At 72.2% G+C, this 16,603-nt stretch carries 22 protein-coding genes; 9 read left to right on the top strand and 13 right to left on the bottom strand.

Translation table 11 applies throughout. From position 1 onward, the window contains the following. Window positions 1-55: 55 nt before the first annotated feature. On the top strand, window positions 56-481 hold the full coding sequence (gene dtd / locus ACZ3HQ_RS15690) for a D-aminoacyl-tRNA deacylase (RefSeq protein ID WP_467511178.1): 426 nt from the start codon (window positions 56-58) through the stop codon (window positions 479-481). A gap of 9 nt (window positions 482-490) precedes the next feature. Here the strand turns inward: dtd and ACZ3HQ_RS15685 are convergent, their stop codons facing one another. The 4 genes from ACZ3HQ_RS15685 to ACZ3HQ_RS15670 all read right to left on the bottom strand — a co-directional run bounded on the left by ACZ3HQ_RS15685 (window position 491) and on the right by ACZ3HQ_RS15670 (window position 2,960). Then, entirely contained in the window at window positions 491-901 is a 411-nt protein-coding gene (locus ACZ3HQ_RS15685) for a hypothetical protein (RefSeq protein ID WP_467511176.1), read from the bottom strand. Then, complete coding sequence (ygfZ, locus tag ACZ3HQ_RS15680) at window positions 902-1,867, bottom strand: CAF17-like 4Fe-4S cluster assembly/insertion protein YgfZ (protein WP_467511174.1); 966 nt, start codon at window positions 1,865-1,867, stop codon at window positions 902-904. Between the two features lie 10 nt (window positions 1,868-1,877). After that, entirely contained in the window at window positions 1,878-2,315 is a 438-nt protein-coding gene (locus tag ACZ3HQ_RS15675; protein ID WP_467511172.1) for a Fur family transcriptional regulator, read from the bottom strand. Window positions 2,316-2,384: 69 nt separating this feature from the next. Next, window positions 2,385-2,960, bottom strand: a complete 576-nt coding sequence (locus tag ACZ3HQ_RS15670; protein WP_467511170.1) for a heme-binding beta-barrel domain-containing protein — start codon at window positions 2,958-2,960, stop codon at window positions 2,385-2,387. Window positions 2,961-3,225: 265 nt separating this feature from the next. On the opposite strand from ACZ3HQ_RS15670, the gene ACZ3HQ_RS15665 reads away from it, so the two are divergent. Both ACZ3HQ_RS15665 and ACZ3HQ_RS15660 read left to right on the top strand, forming a co-directional pair. After that, window positions 3,226-3,588, top strand: a complete 363-nt coding sequence (locus tag ACZ3HQ_RS15665; RefSeq protein WP_467511168.1) for a DsrE family protein — start codon at window positions 3,226-3,228, stop codon at window positions 3,586-3,588. A gap of 24 nt (window positions 3,589-3,612) precedes the next feature. Continuing rightward, window positions 3,613-3,993, top strand: a complete 381-nt coding sequence (locus ACZ3HQ_RS15660; protein WP_467511166.1) for a VOC family protein — start codon at window positions 3,613-3,615, stop codon at window positions 3,991-3,993. On the opposite strand, the gene ACZ3HQ_RS15655 is transcribed toward ACZ3HQ_RS15660, so the two are convergent. The 8 genes from ACZ3HQ_RS15655 to ACZ3HQ_RS15620 form a co-directional block, all read right to left on the bottom strand. Further along, window positions 3,990-4,253, bottom strand: coding sequence for a DUF3099 domain-containing protein (locus ACZ3HQ_RS15655; protein ID WP_467511164.1), 264 nt, complete (start codon window positions 4,251-4,253; stop codon window positions 3,990-3,992). The genes ACZ3HQ_RS15660 and ACZ3HQ_RS15655 overlap by 4 nt on opposite strands. 98 nt (window positions 4,254-4,351) lie before the next feature. Next, window positions 4,352-4,639, bottom strand: a complete 288-nt coding sequence (locus ACZ3HQ_RS15650) for a DUF1416 domain-containing protein (protein WP_004986406.1) — start codon at window positions 4,637-4,639, stop codon at window positions 4,352-4,354. 66 nt (window positions 4,640-4,705) lie between these two features. Then, window positions 4,706-5,551 carry a sulfurtransferase gene (locus tag ACZ3HQ_RS15645; RefSeq protein ID WP_467511162.1) on the bottom strand — a complete coding sequence of 282 codons (846 nt, stop codon included), beginning with the start codon at window positions 5,549-5,551 and terminating at the stop codon, window positions 4,706-4,708. 127 nt (window positions 5,552-5,678) lie between these two features. Beyond that, window positions 5,679-5,759 (bottom strand): Ms5788A family Cys-rich leader peptide, encoded by an 81-nt coding sequence (locus tag ACZ3HQ_RS15640; RefSeq protein ID WP_350751515.1) that lies wholly within the window; start codon window positions 5,757-5,759, stop codon window positions 5,679-5,681. A 229-nt stretch (window positions 5,760-5,988) separates the two neighbouring features. Further along, window positions 5,989-6,726, bottom strand: a complete 738-nt coding sequence (locus ACZ3HQ_RS15635) for an LmeA family phospholipid-binding protein (RefSeq protein ID WP_467511160.1) — start codon at window positions 6,724-6,726, stop codon at window positions 5,989-5,991. A gap of 188 nt (window positions 6,727-6,914) precedes the next feature. Further along, window positions 6,915-8,003, bottom strand: coding sequence for a hypothetical protein (locus tag ACZ3HQ_RS15630; protein WP_467511158.1), 1,089 nt, complete (start codon window positions 8,001-8,003; stop codon window positions 6,915-6,917). A 4-nt stretch (window positions 8,004-8,007) separates the two neighbouring features. Then, on the bottom strand, window positions 8,008-8,262 hold the full coding sequence (locus ACZ3HQ_RS15625; RefSeq protein WP_391299468.1) for a MoaD/ThiS family protein: 255 nt from the start codon (window positions 8,260-8,262) through the stop codon (window positions 8,008-8,010). 67 nt (window positions 8,263-8,329) lie between these two features. Next, window positions 8,330-9,172 (bottom strand): alpha/beta hydrolase, encoded by an 843-nt coding sequence (locus ACZ3HQ_RS15620; RefSeq protein ID WP_467511156.1) that lies wholly within the window; start codon window positions 9,170-9,172, stop codon window positions 8,330-8,332. A 111-nt stretch (window positions 9,173-9,283) separates the two neighbouring features. Here ACZ3HQ_RS15620 and ACZ3HQ_RS15615 point away from each other — a divergent pair, with 111 nt between their 5' ends. The 6 genes from ACZ3HQ_RS15615 to ACZ3HQ_RS15590 all read left to right on the top strand — a co-directional run bounded on the left by ACZ3HQ_RS15615 (window position 9,284) and on the right by ACZ3HQ_RS15590 (window position 14,900). Continuing rightward, window positions 9,284-10,078: a response regulator transcription factor gene (locus ACZ3HQ_RS15615; protein ID WP_467511154.1), complete on the top strand. Its 795-nt coding sequence runs from the start codon at window positions 9,284-9,286 to the stop codon at window positions 10,076-10,078. A gap of 107 nt (window positions 10,079-10,185) precedes the next feature. Further along, window positions 10,186-11,211: a LacI family DNA-binding transcriptional regulator gene (locus ACZ3HQ_RS15610; protein WP_467511152.1), complete on the top strand. Its 1,026-nt coding sequence runs from the start codon at window positions 10,186-10,188 to the stop codon at window positions 11,209-11,211. A gap of 102 nt (window positions 11,212-11,313) precedes the next feature. Further along, window positions 11,314-12,342 (top strand): S1C family serine protease, encoded by a 1,029-nt coding sequence (locus ACZ3HQ_RS15605; RefSeq protein WP_467511150.1) that lies wholly within the window; start codon window positions 11,314-11,316, stop codon window positions 12,340-12,342. A gap of 57 nt (window positions 12,343-12,399) precedes the next feature. Then, window positions 12,400-12,633, top strand: coding sequence for a hypothetical protein (locus ACZ3HQ_RS15600; RefSeq protein WP_467511148.1), 234 nt, complete (start codon window positions 12,400-12,402; stop codon window positions 12,631-12,633). A gap of 90 nt (window positions 12,634-12,723) precedes the next feature. Continuing rightward, the gene (locus ACZ3HQ_RS15595) at window positions 12,724-13,458 is read left to right on the top strand and encodes a response regulator transcription factor (RefSeq protein WP_467511146.1); all 735 of its coding nucleotides are present in this window, start codon (window positions 12,724-12,726) and stop codon (window positions 13,456-13,458) included. Next, window positions 13,455-14,900, top strand: coding sequence for a sensor histidine kinase (locus ACZ3HQ_RS15590; RefSeq protein ID WP_467511144.1), 1,446 nt, complete (start codon window positions 13,455-13,457; stop codon window positions 14,898-14,900). The genes ACZ3HQ_RS15595 and ACZ3HQ_RS15590 overlap by 4 nt, the downstream gene beginning before the upstream one ends. Here ACZ3HQ_RS15590 and ACZ3HQ_RS15585 read toward each other — a convergent pair. Then, a complete protein-coding gene (locus ACZ3HQ_RS15585) occupies window positions 14,897-16,516 on the bottom strand; it encodes an ABC-F family ATP-binding cassette domain-containing protein (RefSeq protein WP_467511142.1) in 1,620 nt (539 codons plus the stop codon). The two genes, ACZ3HQ_RS15590 and ACZ3HQ_RS15585, sit on opposite strands and share 4 nt — an antisense overlap. Window positions 16,517-16,603: the final 87 nt, after the last annotated feature.

The following is a 16,603-nucleotide window of genomic DNA, read 5'->3' as shown; positions in this document are numbered from 1 at the left end:
TGGTTGCGGACCCCCCGGACCGGGGCACCCCCGGCCGCACGGCATGATGGGGCGCATGCGTGCGGTGGTACAGCGGGTGGACGGCGCGAGCGTCGTCGTGGACGGCGAGACGGTGGGCGCGATCGAGGGCGAGGGCCTGTGCGTCCTGGTCGGCGTGACCCACGAGGACACCAAGGAGAAGGCGGCCCAACTGGCCCGCAAACTCTGGTCGGTACGCATGCTCTCCGACGAGAGGTCGTGCAGCGACACCGACGCCCCGCTCCTGGTCATCAGCCAGTTCACCCTCTACGGCGACGCCCGCAAGGGCCGCCGCCCCACCTGGAACGCGGCCGCCCCCGGCCCGGTCGCGGAACCCCTGGTCGACGAGGTCGTCGCCCAGCTCCGCGCCCTCGGCGCGACGGTCGCCACGGGCCGCTTCGGCGCCCAGATGCGCGTGTCCCTGGTGAACGACGGCCCGTTCACGATCCTGGTCGAGGTCTAGGGCCTGCCGCTAGTAGCCCCGCCAGGCACGCCCCGCCGCGCCACTCAGCACCCAGGCGTACGCCCCGAGCCCGAGCGCGGTGCGGGCCAGGGCGTCGAGCCACATCCCGTTGTCGCCCCAGCACAGCAGCATGGTGAACGCGGCGGCGATGGCAATGGACACCCGGTACCGCGCCCACGTCCCGCGCCCGAGCCACGCGCTCAGCAGCCCGGCCGGGATCTGGACGGCGACGTGCAGGCCGAGCACGAGCAGCGGCACGACGAGCAGCACCATGAACGGGGCGTCCGCCGTCGGATCGTCGGGCGGTGTCGCGTAGGCCGCCTCGGCCAGCCAGAAGGGCGGGACCAGGAACGAGCACAGCAGCACGAAGCCGCTCAGATGCATGGCCCCGATGTGCCGCAGCACAGGTCTGCCGCTCATCTACGGTTCGACCACCGTCTCCTGGGCCGCCGCCGTGTCTCCGGCCAGGAGGCGGGCGTCGGTGGGGACGTTGCGCTTGATGACGGCCAGGGCGACCGGGCCGAGTTCGTGGTGGCGTACGGAGGTGGTCACGAGGCCGATCTTGCGGCCGTCGGGGCCGTCGTCCGCGAGGCGGATCTCGGTGCCGGGCGGGGGGAGGTGGACGTCGCTGCCGTCGAGGTGGAGGAAGACCAGGCGGCGCGGCGGCTTGCCCAGGTTCTGCACGCGGGCGACCGTCTCCTGGCCCCGGTAGCAGCCCTTCTGCAGGTGCACGGCGGTGCCGATCCAGCCCAGCTCGTGCGGGATGGTGCGGTGGTCGGTCTCGAAGCCGAGGCGGGGCCGGTGCTGCTCGACCCGGAGCGCCTCGTGGGCGAGGAGACCGGCGGCCGGGCCGGAGCGGGCGGCGAACTCCTCCAACTGCTCGCGCGGCAGGAAGAGATCACGGCCGTACGGCGTCTCGCGGACCACCGCGCCCTCGGGGACCTCGGTGATGGAGCCGGCGGGCAGGTGGACCACCGCGGTGTCGGCGGTGCGGTCGGCGACCTCGACGCGGTAGAAGAACTTCATCGACTCCAGGTAGGCGATCAGCGCCTCCTGGGTGCCGGGCTCGACGTGCGCCCAGACGGTCGTACCGTCGTCCACCAGGTACAGGGCGTGCTCGATGTGCCCGTTGGCGGAGAGGACCAGCGCCTCGGTGGCCTCACCGACGGGGAGGTCGCTGACGTGCTGGGTGAGCAGCAAATGCAGCCAGCTCAGCCGGTCCGCGCCGGTCACGGCGACGACGCCCCGGTGGGAGAGGTCGACGAAACCGGTGCCGTCGGCGAGGGCGCGCTGCTCGCGGAACAGGTCGCCGTAGTGGGCGGCGACGCCTTCGTCCACGCCCTCGGCGGGAACGGCGCCGGGCAGGGACAGCAGGGGGCTCTTCATACGGGCCAGCCTACGACGGGGTGGTTGAACTCTTCAGCGTGCAGTCCGCGCAGCGGCCGAAGATCGCGAAGTGCTTCATGTCGGTGTCGAACCCGAACTGCTCGCGCAGCCGCGCGGTGAAGTCCGCGGCGACCTCCACGTCCGCCTCGATCACGTTCTCGCAGTCCCGGCACACCAGGTGGAGATGGTGATGGCGGTCGGCGAGGTGGTAGGTCGGCGCACCGTGCCCGAGGTGGGCGTGGCTGACCAGGCCCAGCTCCTCCAGCAGCTCCAGGGTGCGGTACACGGTGGAGATGTTGACCCCGGAGGCGGTCCTGCGGACCTCGACGAGGATGTCGTCCGGCGTCGCGTGCTCCAGGGAGTCCACGGCTTCGAGCACGAGTTGCCGCTGCGGCGTCAGCCGGTAGCCGCGCTGCCTGAGATCACTCTTCCAGTCGGTGCTCACCACACTGGAAGTGTAGGGCCGCCGGGCCGGACGCCCCGCTCGGACGGGACGCCGGCCGGGTTCGGCTCGGGCCTACTTGAAGAAGGCGATGCCGTCGTCCGGCATGTCCTCGGGGAGGTCCTTCGCCCAGCGCTCGACGTCCTCGGGGGTGACGGCCTTCTTGAGCTGGGCCGACATGTAGGGGCGCAGCTCGACCTCGGGGGTCTGCTTCTCGCCGACCCACATGAGGTCGCCCTTGACGTAGCCGTACAGCCGCTTGCCGCCGGTGTACGCCGGGGACTCCGGGGTGCGGGCCACCGCGTCGGTGACCAGGTCGATCTGGGGCTTCTTGTCCGCCAGCTCGCCGTACCAGATCTCCACCACGCCGTCATCACGGGTCATCGTCACCGTGATCTTGCGCTCGGCGTCGATCCGCCAGAAGCCGGCCTCGGACTCCAGCGGGCGGACCTTGTTGCCCTCGTTGTCCAGGACCCAGGTGCGGGACTGGTACTCCAGGAAGTCCCGGCCGTCGTGGGTGAAGCTCACCTCCTGGCCGAAGTTGCACTTCTCGGAGCCGGGGAAGTCGTGGACCCCCGCGCCCGCCCAGTTGCCCAGCAGAAAGGCGAGGGGGACGAGGTCCTTGTGCAGGTCAGACGGGATCTCGATCATGAGCGGCCGTTCCTGTCGGTTCTGGGGCGATGCTTCAGCGCTGGCCCTGGTACAGCTTCTTCACGGTCAGCCCGGCGAAGGCGAGCACGCCGACGCAGACCAGGACCAGCAGCAGTTCGAAGAAGATCTCCACGGATGTGCTCCTTGAGCGGAAGTGGACGTACGACAGAGCCGCGCCCAGCTTACGCGGCCGGGGTCGGAGTCTCCTGGCGAGGTCCGGATGCGGGGCGGGAAACCGGGCGGAGGCCCGCATTACGATCGCCGCATGGCGAACAAGCTCGTGATCAAGGTGACCTCCGGGGCCGATGCTCCGGAGCGGTGTTCTCAGGCGTTCACCGTGGCGGCGGTGGCCGTGGCGAGTGGGGTGGACGTTTCGGTGTGGCTGACCGGGGAGTCGGCGTGGTTCGCGTTGCCGGGGCGGGCGGCGGAGTTCGAATTGCCGCATGCGGCGCCGTTGCAGGACCTGCTGGAGTCGGTGCTGGCGGCGGGGCGGGTCACGTTGTGCACGCAGTGCGCGGTGCGGCGGGACATCGGTGAGGGGGACGTCCTGGAGGGCGTGCGGATCGCCGGGGCGCAGGTCTTCGTGCAGGAGGTCATGGCGGACGGCACGCAGGCCCTCGTCTACTGATCAGCCGCCTGCCAGAATCGGCGCATGCTGAGGCTCGGGACGATCGTGATGGGCGCCGCCGACGTGCGGCGGGCCGCGGAGTTCTGGGGGCGGGCCCTCGGGTACGTCCCGCGTGACGGCGTGGTGGACGAGGACTGGACGGTGCTCGTCCCGGCCGACGGGGAGGGGACCGCCATCGCGCTCGGCCGGAGTGCCTCTCCGGTGCAGGAGAAGCCCCGGGTGCATGTGGATCTGTATGTCGGGGACCGGGCGGAGCAGGAGGCCGAGGTGGCCCGGCTGACCGGGCTCGGCGCCGAGCGCGTCGACTGGGAGCTGTACCCCGAGGACCCCGATTTCGTGGTGCTCGCCGACCCCGAGGGCAACCGCTTCTGCGTCATCGACGCGAGCCACACCCCGGCGGATTAGGACCGCGGGCGCTTCTTGCCGTCCAGCTCGTCCCACCAGTCGTCGGACTCGGGGTCCCCGGAAGGGGCGTCCCACCACCGGTCCTCGGGACCGCGCCGGTTCGCGACCATCGCGGCCACCGGCGGGATGACCATGGCGAACAGGCACATCCCGACCGCCGCCGGGACGGACCAGATCCGGACCACCGCCCAGGCGAGGACGAAGATGACGACGCAGACCCCCATCATCACGAAGTACCAGCGACGCCGCCGTGCGTACATGAGTCCAGAGTAGGGCCGGACAGCCGGAAGGGCCGCGCCCCAGGTGTCCAACCCGGTGGGCGCGGCCCCTGCCCCGGCAGCGAGCGTCCGCGTACGTCTCAGACCGCGATGGCGACCTCGGCCAGACCGCCCTGCTGGGCGACGACCGTGCGGTCGGCGGTGCCGCCGGGCACCAGGGCGCGTACGGTCCACGTGCCCTCGGCCGCGTAGAAGCGGAACTGCCCCGTGGCGGAGGTGGGGACCTCCGCGGTGAACTCGCCCGTCGAGTCCAGCAGGCGGACGTAGCCCGTCACCGGCTCGCCGTCCCGCGTCACCTGCCCCTGGATGGTGGTCTCACCGGGCTTGATCGTCGAGGCGTCCGGGCCGCCGGCCTTCGCTCCGCACATGTCTTTCTCCGTAAGGGGTCTGACCGGAAGGCCGGTCGGGATGGACTCTGTCTGCCCCGAAGGGACTTACTTGGCCGCGCCCAGCTCGATCGGCACGCCGACCAGCGAGCCGTACTCGGTCCAGGAACCGTCGTAGTTCTTGACGTTCTCCACGCCCAGCAGCTCGTGCAGCACGAACCAGGTGAGCGCCGAGCGCTCGCCGATGCGGCAGTAGGCGATGGTGTCCTTGGCGAGGTCGACGTCCTCCGCCGCGTACAGCTCCTTCAGCTCCTCGTCGGACTTGAAGGTGCCGTCGTCGTTGGCGTTCTTCGACCACGGGATGTTGCGGGCGCTCGGCACGTGGCCGGGGCGCTGCGACTGCTCCTGCGGGAGGTGGGCCGGGGCGAGCAGCTTGCCGGAGAACTCGTCGGGCGAGCGCACGTCGACCAGGTTCTGGTTGCCGATCGCTGCCACCACGTCGTCGCGGAAGGCGCGGATCGCGGTGTTCTGCGGCTTGGCCTTGTACTCGGTCTTCGGCCGCTCGGGCACCTCGTCGCCGGGGACCAGCTCGCGGGCGTCCAGCTCCCACTTCTTGCGGCCGCCGTCGAGGAGCTTGACGTTGTCGTGGCCGTAGAGCTTGAAGTACCAGTACGCGTAGGACGCGAACCAGTTGTTGTTGCCGCCGTAGAGGACGACCAGGGTGTCGTTGCCGATGCCCTTCTCCGACAGGAGCTTCTCGAAGCCCTCCTGGTCGATGAAGTCGCGGCGGACCGGGTCCTGGAGGTCCTTGGTCCAGTCGACGCGGATCGCGCCCCGGATGTGGTTCTTCTCGTAGGCGGACGTGTCCTCGTCCACTTCCACGAGGGCGATGGTCGGGTCGTCGAGGTGCTCCTGCACCCAGTCGGCGTCGACCAGGACGTCGCTGCGGCTCATGCTTTTCTCCTCCGGGGCAGTCACGGTGGCGTGCGGTGAGAGGGGTGCGCGCGCATACGGGTGCGGCGGCGCACGAATGCCCTTCCAGCAGGGCGGCATGGAGATGCGGGAGTGCGGTGACTTCCGCTCAGAAGGGGCGACAGAGCATGGCGGCAACGCGGCACAGGTCCACTGCCCGCCGCTTCGTGAGATCCGCCTGTCGCTTCATGCCGTCGATCGTAAGGAGATCCGGGCGCACGTGTCACCGGCGTGTCGGATGATGAGACGCGATCGTCCGGATACTGGTCACCAGCCGGGCGCCCGGACCCACGGAAAGCCCCCCAGGAACCGGATTCCGGGCCCAGGGGCGCTTCCGCCACTCTTCACGTCCGCCGCACATCTGCCCTACGGACAGCACGTCTCGCCACTCGGACGGGTGTACGAGGCTCTCGCGGGTCCTACCCGGCCAGCTTCAGCTCCGAACCCGTCACGCCGATCCGCACCCCCTCCGCCGTGGCCCGCACGCTGCTCACCGCGATGCCGCCCGGCAACTGGTCCAGGGCCTGCTGGAAGTCGGTGATCTGGCGGAAGGTGCCGTCCGCCAGGTTGGCGCCCGCGATGACCGGCAGCGCGTCGGCGTGCACGGAGACCTTGCCGCCCTTGACGTCGATCGAGCTGAGCACCGGGACGGTCCGCTGGATGCCGAGGGCCGGGATGCCGAGCTTCACCGAGACCTTGATCTTGCCGTCACCGCCGTCGCCGAGCTGGGTGATCTGGGCGGTGATGCCGGGCGCCAGCTCGGTCGGCTCGGTCTTGGCAGCCTGCATGAGCTGGTCGTAGGCAATGGTCGCGGAACCGGTGCCGCTCCTGGCGGTGGCCGAGGAGTAGTCGCCGGAGAACTTCACGTCCTTCAGGTCGGCCTTGAGGTCGTCGATGCGGATCGTGCGTCCCTCGGTGCCGGTGGGCGCCGGGTAGGACTCGATGCCCAGCTCCACGTCGTCCAGCGAGCCGGCCGCCACCTGGGTGAGGAACGGGAAGCCCTTGATGTCCACCTCCGGCGTCGAGGCGAGGTTCTCCCGCGCCCGCACCCGGTCCGCGACCTCCCCCTCGGCGAAGTGCACCGCCACCCGGTCCCCGATCACGAAGAGCCCGCCCAGGATCACGACGAGGATCAGAAGTATTCGCAGGGCCCGCATGTTCTCCCCAAGGGTCGGCGGCTCGGTTCCGGCGCCGCCACCGTAGCCCCGCCGGAGCCGCGGGGGCGGAAATTGTGGATCACCTGTGACGGACCCACGCCGTCCTGCGGCTTTTCCCGCGTTTACCCCCGGCGCTTTCGAGAAACCCCGGCCGGAAATCACTCCCGGCCGGGGTGGGGCGGCGCCGGTCAGGCGAAGACGCGGCCCAGGAGCCAGACGGCCGGGGCGGCGGCTGCGAGGGGGAGGGCTACGCCCGCGGTGAAGTGGACGAAGCGGGAGGGGTAGTCGTAGCTCGCGACGCGGTGGCCGATGAGGGCGCAGACGGCGGCGCCCGCGCCGAGGGCCGCGCCCCGGGTGCCGAGGTCGGTCAGGCCGCCCACGGCGAAGCCGGCGCCCGCCGCCGCGAGCAGGGAGACGACGACCGACACCGGGGTGGGCAGGGGCAGCGCGCGGACCAGGACGGCGACCGCGACCGCCGCCGCGCCGGCCGAGACGGCGGCCGGGGAGGCGCCCAGGTAGCCGGTGGCGAGGATGGCGAGCGCCGAGGAGGCGACCGTGGCCATCAGGCCGTACATCCGCTCGTCGGGCGACGCGTGCGAGCGGAGCTGGAGGACCAGGGCCAGCAGGACCCAGATGCCGAGCGGGCCGAGGATCGCCACCGGCGCCTGCTCGCGGCCCGCCGCCAGCACGGCCGCGTCGGCGACCAGGCCACCGAGGAAGGCCAGCGCGATGCCCTGCCGGGCGGGCCACATGCCGTTCAGCCGGAACCAGCCGGCCGCCGTCACGGCCTGGAGCAGCACCAGCGGCACGACGAGGGCGTACGAGCCGAGCGGCGCGGCCACGGCGAGCAGGGCGCCGAGCAGCGCGGTGAGCGCGGCGGGCTGGATGCCGGGCTCGATGACCGGGGAACGGCCCTCCAGGCGGGCCCGCTGCGCGTCGGTGATCCGGGCGTTCCCGGCGAGGGTGGCGGGACCGTAGCCCGGCTCGGGCTCGGGCTCGGGCTCCCGCACCGGCTGGGGCGCGGGGGCCTGCTGGGGCGCGGGGGCCTGCTGGTACGGCTGCTCGGCCACCGGCACCCGCGCGTGGTTCTGGGTGTCCCAGGTCTGCCCCTGCCACTGCTGGGCCGCGCCCTGCTGGGGGGACCCGTAGGGGTCGGCGTAGGGGTTCGGGAACTGCGGCTGCCCCGGGGGCGGGGCCCAGTTGCCGGGGCTCTGCGGCTGCCCGTAGGGGTCGTACCCCGAGTACGGGCCGCCCTCGTACGACTGCTGGTCGCTCAACGCCTCATCCTCCTGCGAACGGCGGGAGCACCTCGACCGTGCCGCCCTCGGCCAGCCGTACCGTCTCATGCGCGCGGGTCCCGACGGGAGCGCCGTCGACGAGGAACGCGCACCTCTGCAGCACGCGGGTGAGTTCGCCGGGGTGCCGCTCGCGCACCGAGGCCAGCGCCTCGGCGAGCGTGCCGGCGTCGTACGGCTCGTCGGCGGTCCCGGCCGCGGCCTTGGCGGCGGCCCAGTAGCGCACCGTGACCTTGGGCATCTCGTTCCTCATCGGACGGCGGAAACAACAAAGAAAGAAACAACAAAGAAAGACGGTGCCGCCAAGGCTAGTCCGTCCCCCGCCCGGTGTGCGCCCGCGCCCAGCGGCCGATCCGGGCCAGCAGCTCCTCACCGGCCGCGTTCTCCGCGTGGCCCATGCCCGGCTCCAGCCAGAGTTCCCCCGCCTCCCCGGCCGCGTCCGCGAGCATCCGGGGATGGTCGAGCGGGAAATAGCCGTCGCTGTCGCCGTGCACCACCAGCAGCGGCACCGGCGCCAGCCTGGCGGCCGCCTCCACCGGGGAGAGCGGGACGGGGTCCCAGTCGCGGTGGTGGATACGGGTGCGGAAGCCGTACCGGCCGACCAGCCGGCCCGAGGGACGGGTGACCAGCCAGTGCAGCCGGCGCATCGGCGCGGTGCCCCGGTAGTACCAGCGGGCGGGCGAGCTGACCGAGACCACCGCGTCGACCGTGCCGGGGTTGAGGGCCGCGTGCCGCAGCACCACCGAGCCGCCCATGGAGAAGCCGACGCTCACCACGCGGGCGTGCCCGAAGCCGCGCGCCCAGTCCACCGCCGCCGTCAGGTCCAGCACCTCCCGGTCGCCCACCGTGGAGCGCCCGCCGGATGCGCCGTGCCCCCGGAAGGAGAAGGTCACCACCGCCCCGTACGCGGCCAGCGCGCGGGCCACCCGGCGCACATGCGGCCGGTCCACGTCCCCCGTGAAGCCGTGCGCGACCACGAAGACCACCTCCGCCGGCTCCGTTTCGTATACGGCGGGCCCGGGATCGTATACGGAATCCACCGGAATTCCGTCGGCCGTACGCAGAAAAGTCCGGACACCAGGCGTTTGGCCCGTCTCGGAATTCGGACGAATGGTGGAACGTGCCGCATGGCCCGCCGGACGATTGCTCATGTGGGCTATTCTGCTGGGCAGAGGACTCGGGCAGCGAAGCCCCCGAGTCCTTTTGTGCTTTCGGTACCGCACCGGACGCGTCCTCGCAGGGACCGAGGAGGAACCAGACGTATGAGTTCGCTGCTGCTCCTGACCAACGCCCTCCAGCCGTCGACGGAGGTGCTCCCCGCCCTCGGCCTGCTGCTGCACAACGTCCGGGTCGCCCCGGCGGAGGGCCCCGCCCTCGTCGACACCCCCGGCGCCGACGTCATCCTTGTCGACGGCCGCCGCGACCTCCCCCAGGTGCGCAGCCTGTGTCAGTTGCTGCGCTCCACCGGGCCGGGCTGTCCGCTCGTCCTGGTGGTCACCGAGGGCGGGCTCGCCGCGGTCACCGCCGACTGGGGCATCGACGACGTACTGCTCGACACCGCGGGCCCGGCCGAAGTCGAGGCCCGGCTCCGGCTCGCGATGGGCCGCCAGCAGCTCGTCACCGACGACTCCCCCATGGAGATCCGCAACGGCGACCTCTCCGTGGACGAGGCCACCTACTCCGCGAAGCTCAAGGGCCGGGTGCTCGACCTGACCTTCAAGGAGTTCGAGCTGCTGAAGTACCTCGCCCAGCACCCCGGCCGCGTCTTCACCCGCGCCCAGCTCCTCCAAGAGGTCTGGGGCTACGACTACTTCGGCGGCACCCGCACCGTGGACGTGCACGTACGGCGGCTGCGGGCCAAGCTCGGCCCGGAGCACGAGTCGCTGATCGGCACCGTCCGCAATGTGGGATACCGCTTCGTCACCCCGGAGAAGCCGGACCGGGCCGCCGAGGAGGCCCGTGCCGAGGCCCGGCGGGCCGCTTCGGGCCGGGCAAAGGCGACGGAAGGGGACGCCTCCCCCCTCACCGAGGACAGCGGGGTCGCGGCGGAGGCTTAGAGCCGTCCCGGCCGGGGTAGTGCCATGGCACCCCCGGCTGTCGCCGGCCCTCGGTCCACGCCACGAATGCCCTGCCCAGGGCGGGTCAATCCGCGTAGACTCCGCGCGTGGCGAAGGTGACTCGGGATGATGTGGCACGGCTGGCGGGGACCTCCACCGCCGTGGTCAGTTATGTCATCAACAACGGACCCCGGCCGGTCGCCCCGGCCACGCGCGAGCGTGTCCTCGCGGCCATCCAGGAGCTGGGGTACCGCCCGGACCGGGTGGCCCAGGCGATGGCCTCGCGCCGTACCGACCTGATAGGTCTGATCATCCCGGACGCCCGCCAGCCCTTCTTCGGGGAGATGGCGCACGCGGTCGAACAAGCCGCCTCCGAGCGCGGGAAGATGGTCCTGGTCGGCAACACCGACTACATCGCCGAGCGCGAGGTCCACTATCTGCGGGCCTTCCTCGGCATGCGCGTCTCCGGTCTGATCCTCGTCTCGCACGCGCTGAACGACCAGGCCGCCGCCGAGATCGAGGCGTGGGACGCCCGCGTGGTGCTGCTGCACGAGCGCCCGGAGGCCATCGACGACGTCGCCGTCACCACCGACGACCTCGGCGGCGCCCAGCTCGCCGTCCGCCATCTGCTGGAGCACGGGTACGAGTACGTGGCCTGCATGGGCGGCACCGCCGACACCCCGGCCGTGGGCGACCCGGTCTCCGACCACGTCGAGGGCTGGCGCCGGGCGATGACCGAGGCCGGGCTGTCCACCGAGGGCCGCCTCTTCGAGGCCGCGTACAACCGCTACGACGCCTACAAGGTGGCCCTGGAGATCCTGGCCGGGCCGCGCAGACCGCCCGCGATCTTCTGCTCCACCGACGACCAGGCCATCGGCGTGCTGCGGGCCGCCCGCGAGCTGCGCCTCGACGTGCCGCGCGAGCTGGCGGTGGCCGGGTTCGACGACATCAAGGAGGCGGCGCTCGCCGACCCGCCGCTCACCACGGTGGCCTCCGACCGCCCGGCGATGGCCCGCGCGGCGGTCGACCTGGTGCTGGACGACGGTCTGCGCGTGGCGGGCTCGCGCCGGGAGCGGCTGAAGACCTTCCCCTCCCGCCTCCAGGTCCGGGCGAGCTGCGGCTGCGCGGGCTGAAACCCGCAGGTCAGAGCGGTCTCATAGGAACCGAAGGCGGTTCTGCCGGGCTTCTCAGCCGGGCCTCACGAAGCTCTCATGGTCGCGGGACATGCTCCTCGTATGACCGAGAGCACGCGCCGCGGCGGCGGCCACGAGGACGGGCACCCCGAGGGCACTCCCGCACCGCCGTACGCGGCCTTCCCCGCGGCCGGTGCGCACCCCGAGTGGCCGCCACCGCCGGCCCACGCCCCCACCGCGGGGGCCGGGCACCGGCGGGGGCGTCCCGGCGGTCCGGTCACGCTGCTCGCGGCGGTCGCACTGGTCGCGGCCGCGGTCGGCGGAGGCACCGCCTACGCCTTCCAGCAGCTCACCGGGCACGGCACCACCGCCACCGACACGGCCACCCCGGTGGTCGCGGCCGGCAAGAAGGGCGACGTGGCGAACATCGCCGCGGCGCTCACCCCGAGCGTGGTCGAGGTCAACGCGACCCTCGCGAACGGCTCGTCCACCGGCTCCGGCGTGATCGTCAGCGGCGACGGCGAGATCGTCACCAACAACCACGTCGTCTCCGGCGCCTCCTCGGTGAAGGTGCGCACCAGCGACGGCACCAGCCGCACCGCCCGCGTGGTCGGCACCGACAGCTCCAAGGACCTGGCGCTGCTGAGGGTGGAGGGCGCCTCCGGGCTCAAGGCGGCGCCGCTGGGCACCTCTTCGGGCCTCCAGGTCGGTGACACGGTCGTGGCGATCGGCTCCCCCGAGGGGCTGACCTCCACCGTGACCAGCGGCATCGTCTCCGCGCTCGACCGGGACGTGACCGTCTCCACCGACGAGAGCCGAAGCGGCCAGGGACCGGGCGGCGACGAGCAGTGGCCGTTCCAGTTCGGCGGCCGTGAGTTCAACGGCGACACCGGCTCCTCCACCACCACCTACAAGGCCATCCAGACCGACGCCTCGCTCAACCCCGGCAACTCCGGCGGCGCCCTCATCGACGCCTCGGGCCGGGTGATCGGGATCAACTCCGCCATGTACTCCTCGGGTTCCCAGGCTTCCTCGTCCTCGGACGCGGGCAGCATCGGACTCGGCTTCGCCATCCCCGTCGACACCGTCAAGGCCGACCTGGCGAAGCTCCGGGCGGGTTCCACGAGCTGACAGCCCCGTACACGCGACTCAAGCACCAGCGCAGTACCGAGCAGCAGGGAGAACGTCATGATCAAGCGCGTCTCGCACCAGGCCCCTGTCTCCGGACCGGCGAACGTCGCCGTCGCCCTCGAGGTGGCGCACGAGCTGCACACGCCCGACCCCAACCCCCGCCTGCCCGAGCTGCCCACCCCCGCGCCCCAGCTCATGGGCCTGCGCACCTCCGCCGCCCGCCCGCACCGCCGCAAGGTGCCGCTGAACCGCCTCACCGCCCTGACCCGGCTCACCCCGGCCGGGGTCTGACCCCCCGGCCTCGAACGCGGCGGAGCCGAAACGTGCGAGGCTGAGGACCGCCCGTCCACGACCCACCGCACCCACGAGGTACCGCCAGCGATGAGCCCCGCCGAAGGCGACCGTGACCCCCAGCGCATCCTGATCGTCGACGACGAACCGGCCGTACGCGAGGCACTGGAGCGCAGCCTCGCCTTCGAGGGGTACGACACCCGGGTCGCCGTCGACGGAGCGGACGCGCTGGAGCAGGCCGGGGACTACCGGCCCGACCTGGTCGTGCTGGACATCCAGATGCCCCGCATGGACGGCCTGACCGCCGCCCGCCGCATCCGGAGCACCGGGGACACCACCCCGATCCTGATGCTGACGGCCCGTGACACGGTCGGGGACCGGGTGACCGGGCTGGACGCCGGGGCCGACGACTACCTGGTCAAGCCCTTCGAGCTGGACGAGCTGTTCGCCCGCATCAGGGCCCTGCTGCGGCGCAGCTCGTACGCGGGGAGCGTGTCCGCCGAGGCCCGCGAGGACGAGGCGCTCACCTTCGGCGACCTGCGGATGAACCTCGCCACCCGGGAGGTCCGGCGGGGCGAGCGGCCGGTGGAGCTGACCCGTACCGAGTACACGCTGCTGGAGATGTTCATGGCGCACCCGCGCCAGGTGCTGACCCGTGAGCAGATCCTCAAGGCGGTGTGGGGCTTCGACTTCGAGCCCTCCTCCAACTCCCTCGACGTGTACGTGATGTACCTGCGCCGCAAGACCGAGGCGGGCGGCGAGCCCCGGCTCGTGCACACCGTCCGGGGCGTCGGGTACGTCCTGCGGCAGGGCGGCGCCGAGTGAGCAGGCTGATGCGCCGCTACCGGGCGCTGCCGATCCGGGCCAGGCTCGCGATGCTGGTCGCGGCGGCGGTCGCCTTCGCGGTGGCGGCGGTGTCGGTGACCTGCTGGTTCATCGTGCAGGGCAAGCTCTACGGCGAGATGGACGAGCGCCTGCAGAGCCTCGGCCGCCCGCTCAGCCCCGACCAGGTGACCACGCTGCTGCTGACCTGCCCGCAGTCCCCCGGTTCCGGCGAGGGGCCGCCCTCCTTCCTGTACCTGCAGATCGTCACGGCCGAGGGCAAGACCTGCGTCACCCCGTTCTCCGAGGGCACGGTCAAGACCACCGACGCGGACGTGGCCGCCGCCCGGCACGCCACCCTCGGCCGGCGCACCCTGCGCGACGGCGTCGACTCCAAGGGCGACGACGTACGGGTGATGACCAGCGCGGTGCCGGTCGGCGGGGCGCCGGGGACGCAGCCGTACCCGGAGGTCGCCGTGATGGTGGCCTTCTCCCTGAAGGACACCCAGCGCACCCTGAGCGACCTGGCGCTGATCCTGCTGCTCGTCTCCGGGATCGGCGTGGTGGGCGCGGGCGTGGCCGGGCTCGCGGTGGCGCGGGCCGGACTCCGGCCGGTGGACAAGCTGACCGAGGCGGTCGAGCACGTGGCCCGCACCGAGGACCTGGCCGTCCGTATCCCGGTGGCCGACGACAGCGACGACGAGGTGGCCCGGCTCTCCCGGTCCTTCAACTCGATGACGACCGCGCTGGCCGGGTCCCGCGACCTCCAGCAGCAGTTGATCGCGGACGCCGGGCACGAGCTGCGCACCCCGCTCACCTCACTGCGCACCAACATCGAGCTGCTGACCCGCAGCGAGGAGACCGGCCGCCCGATCCCGGCCGCCGACCGCAAGGCGCTGCTGGCCTCGGTGAAGGCCCAGATGACCGAACTGGCGGCGCTCATCGGGGACTTGCAGGAGCTGTCTCGCGCCGAGGGGCAGCGCGGGGAGCGGGTCCAGGTGTTCTCCTTCCAGGAGACCGTCGAGGAGGCGCTGCGCCGGGCCCGGCTGCGCGGGCCGGAGCTGACGATCACCGCCGGCCTGGAGCCCTGGTTCGTCCGGGCGGAGCCGTCCGCGCTGGAGCGCGCGGTGGTCAACATCCTGGACAACGCGGTGAAGTTCAGCCCCGAGGGCGGCACGGTCGAGGTCCGGCTGACCGACGGCGTGCTGACCGTACGGGACCACGGTCCCGGCATCGCGGCCGACGAACTCCCCTACGTCTTCGACCGGTTCTGGCGCTCCCCCAGCGCCCGCGCCCTGCCCGGCTCGGGGCTGGGCCTGTCCATCGTGGCCCGTACGGTGCAGCAGGCGGGCGGCGAGGTCACGCTCGACCGCGCCCCGGACGGCGGCACGGTCGCCACCGTCCGGCTGCCCGGCGCGCCGACACCCCCGCCGGACACGGTCTAACGGGCGCGCTCCACCCGGCGTTCGTCCCACACCGGCTCCGGGGTCTCGCGGACCCGGCCGTCGGAGCCGAAGACCAGGAAGCGGTCGAAGGAGCGGGCGAACCAGCGGTCGTGGGTGACGGCCAGCACGGTCCCCTCGTACGCCTCCAGCGCCTCCTGCAGGGCCTCGGCGCTCTCCAGGTCCAGGTTGTCGGTGGGCTCGTCGAGCAGCAGGGCGGTGGTGCCGGCGAGTTCCAGCAGCAGGATCTGGAGCCGGGCCTGCTGGCCGCCGGAGAGCCGCTCGAAGTTCTGCTCGGCCTGCCGGTCCAGGCCGTAGCGGCGCAGGACCGACATGGCCGGGCCGCGCGCCTGGGAGTGCTCGGACCACAGGATGTCCAGCAGGGTGCGGCCGACCAGCTCGGGGTGGGCGTGGGTCTGCGCGAAGTGCCCCGGCACCACCCGCGCGCCGAGCTTCCACAGCCCGGTGTGCGCGATGTCGACGCCCGCCAGCAGGCGCAGGAAGTGCGACTTGCCGGAGCCGTTGGAGCCGAGGACCGCGACCCGCTCGCCGTAGAAGACCTCCAGGTCGAACGGCTTCATCAGCCCGGTCAGCTCCAGCGCCTCACAGGTGATCGCGCGCACCCCGGTACGGCCGCCGCGCAGCCGCATGCGGATGTCCTGCTCCTTGGGCGGCTCGGGCGGCGGTCCCGCCTCCTCGAACTTGCGCAGCCGGGTCTGCGCGGCGGCGTACCGCGAGGCCATCTCGTGGCTGACCGAGGCCGCCTGCTGGAGGGTGACCACCAGCTTCTTGAGCTGGGCGTGCTTCTCCGACCAGCGACGGCGCAGCTCCTCGAAGCGGGCGAAGCGCTCGCGTCGGGCGTCGTGGTAGGTGGCGAAGCCGCCGCCGTGCACCCAGACGTCGGCGCCGCCCTCGGCGGGCTCCACGCTGACGATCCGCTCGGCGGAGCGGGCGAGCAGTTCCCGGTCGTGCGAGATGAACAGCACCGTCTTGCGGGTGGCCCGGATCTGCTCCTCCAGCCAGCGCTTGCCGGGCACGTCCAGATAGTTGTCCGGCTCGTCCAGCAGCAGCACCTCGTCGTGGCCCCGGAAGAAGTACTCCAGCACCAGCCGCTTCTGCTCACCGCCGGACAGGGTGTTCACCTGGCGCCACTGGGCCTGGTCGTAGGGGATGCCGAGCGCGGCCGTGGTGCACATGTCCCACAGGGTCTCCGTCTCGTACCCCTGGGCCTCGGCCCAGTCGGAGAGGGCCTGGGCGTACGCCATCTGCGCGGCCTCGTCGTCCACGGTCATGATCGCGTGCTCGGCCTCGTCGACCGCCTTCGCGGCGGTGCGGATGCGCTTGGGGGCGACGGAGACGAGGAGGTCGCGGACGGTCGACTCGTCCCGGACGCCGCCCACGAACTGCGGCATCACCCCGAGTCCGCCGCTGACGCTCACCTTGCCGCCGTGCGCGTCGAGTTCACCGGCGATGATCCTGAGCAGCGTCGTCTTGCCCGCGCCGTTCGGGCCGACCAGCGCGACGGCCGAGCCCTCGCCGACGCGGAACGACACATCACCGAGCAGCGCCCGCCCGTCCGGCAGGTAGTACTCGAGATGCGCCACGTCCAGATGTCCCATGCCCCGCATTCTCCCCGCCGGACCCCGCCGGACGGAAACGGATTCCCGCGCACCCGGCGCCGGCCGCGCGCGCCGTACCCTCGTACG

Source organism: Streptomyces sp. NPDC018263, from assembly GCF_055562575.1.
This window is presented reverse-complemented; position numbering and strand designations above follow the sequence as displayed.

Bases quoted from the DNA above. Each gene is read 5' to 3' on its own strand.
- ygfZ (WP_467511174.1), bottom strand. From the start codon at position 1,867: ATGAAGAGCCCCCTGCTGTCCCTGCCCGGCGCCGTTCCCGCCGAGGGC.
- ACZ3HQ_RS15625 (WP_391299468.1), bottom strand. From the start codon at position 8,262: ATGCCCAAGGTCACGGTGCGCTACTGGGCCGCCGCCAAGGCCGCGGCC.
- ACZ3HQ_RS15640 (WP_350751515.1), bottom strand. From the start codon at position 5,759: ATGAAGCGACAGGCGGATCTCACGAAGCGGCGGGCAGTGGACCTGTGC.
- ACZ3HQ_RS15605 (WP_467511150.1), top strand. From the start codon at position 11,314: ATGACCGAGAGCACGCGCCGCGGCGGCGGCCACGAGGACGGGCACCCC.
- ACZ3HQ_RS15615 (WP_467511154.1), top strand. From the start codon at position 9,284: ATGAGTTCGCTGCTGCTCCTGACCAACGCCCTCCAGCCGTCGACGGAG.
- ACZ3HQ_RS15665 (WP_467511168.1), top strand. From the start codon at position 3,226: ATGGCGAACAAGCTCGTGATCAAGGTGACCTCCGGGGCCGATGCTCCG.
- ACZ3HQ_RS15585 (WP_467511142.1), bottom strand. From the start codon at position 16,516: ATGGGACATCTGGACGTGGCGCATCTCGAGTACTACCTGCCGGACGGG.
- ACZ3HQ_RS15620 (WP_467511156.1), bottom strand. From the start codon at position 9,172: ATGAGCAATCGTCCGGCGGGCCATGCGGCACGTTCCACCATTCGTCCG.
- ACZ3HQ_RS15670 (WP_467511170.1), bottom strand. From the start codon at position 2,960: ATGATCGAGATCCCGTCTGACCTGCACAAGGACCTCGTCCCCCTCGCC.
- ACZ3HQ_RS15600 (WP_467511148.1), top strand. From the start codon at position 12,400: ATGATCAAGCGCGTCTCGCACCAGGCCCCTGTCTCCGGACCGGCGAAC.
- ACZ3HQ_RS15660 (WP_467511166.1), top strand. From the start codon at position 3,613: ATGCTGAGGCTCGGGACGATCGTGATGGGCGCCGCCGACGTGCGGCGG.
- ACZ3HQ_RS15650 (WP_004986406.1), bottom strand. From the start codon at position 4,639: ATGTGCGGAGCGAAGGCCGGCGGCCCGGACGCCTCGACGATCAAGCCC.
- ACZ3HQ_RS15595 (WP_467511146.1), top strand. From the start codon at position 12,724: ATGAGCCCCGCCGAAGGCGACCGTGACCCCCAGCGCATCCTGATCGTC.
- ACZ3HQ_RS15635 (WP_467511160.1), bottom strand. From the start codon at position 6,726: ATGCGGGCCCTGCGAATACTTCTGATCCTCGTCGTGATCCTGGGCGGG.
- ACZ3HQ_RS15655 (WP_467511164.1), bottom strand. From the start codon at position 4,253: ATGTACGCACGGCGGCGTCGCTGGTACTTCGTGATGATGGGGGTCTGC.
- dtd (WP_467511178.1), top strand. From the start codon at position 56: ATGCGTGCGGTGGTACAGCGGGTGGACGGCGCGAGCGTCGTCGTGGAC.
- ACZ3HQ_RS15685 (WP_467511176.1), bottom strand. From the start codon at position 901: ATGAGCGGCAGACCTGTGCTGCGGCACATCGGGGCCATGCATCTGAGC.
- ACZ3HQ_RS15645 (WP_467511162.1), bottom strand. From the start codon at position 5,551: ATGAGCCGCAGCGACGTCCTGGTCGACGCCGACTGGGTGCAGGAGCAC.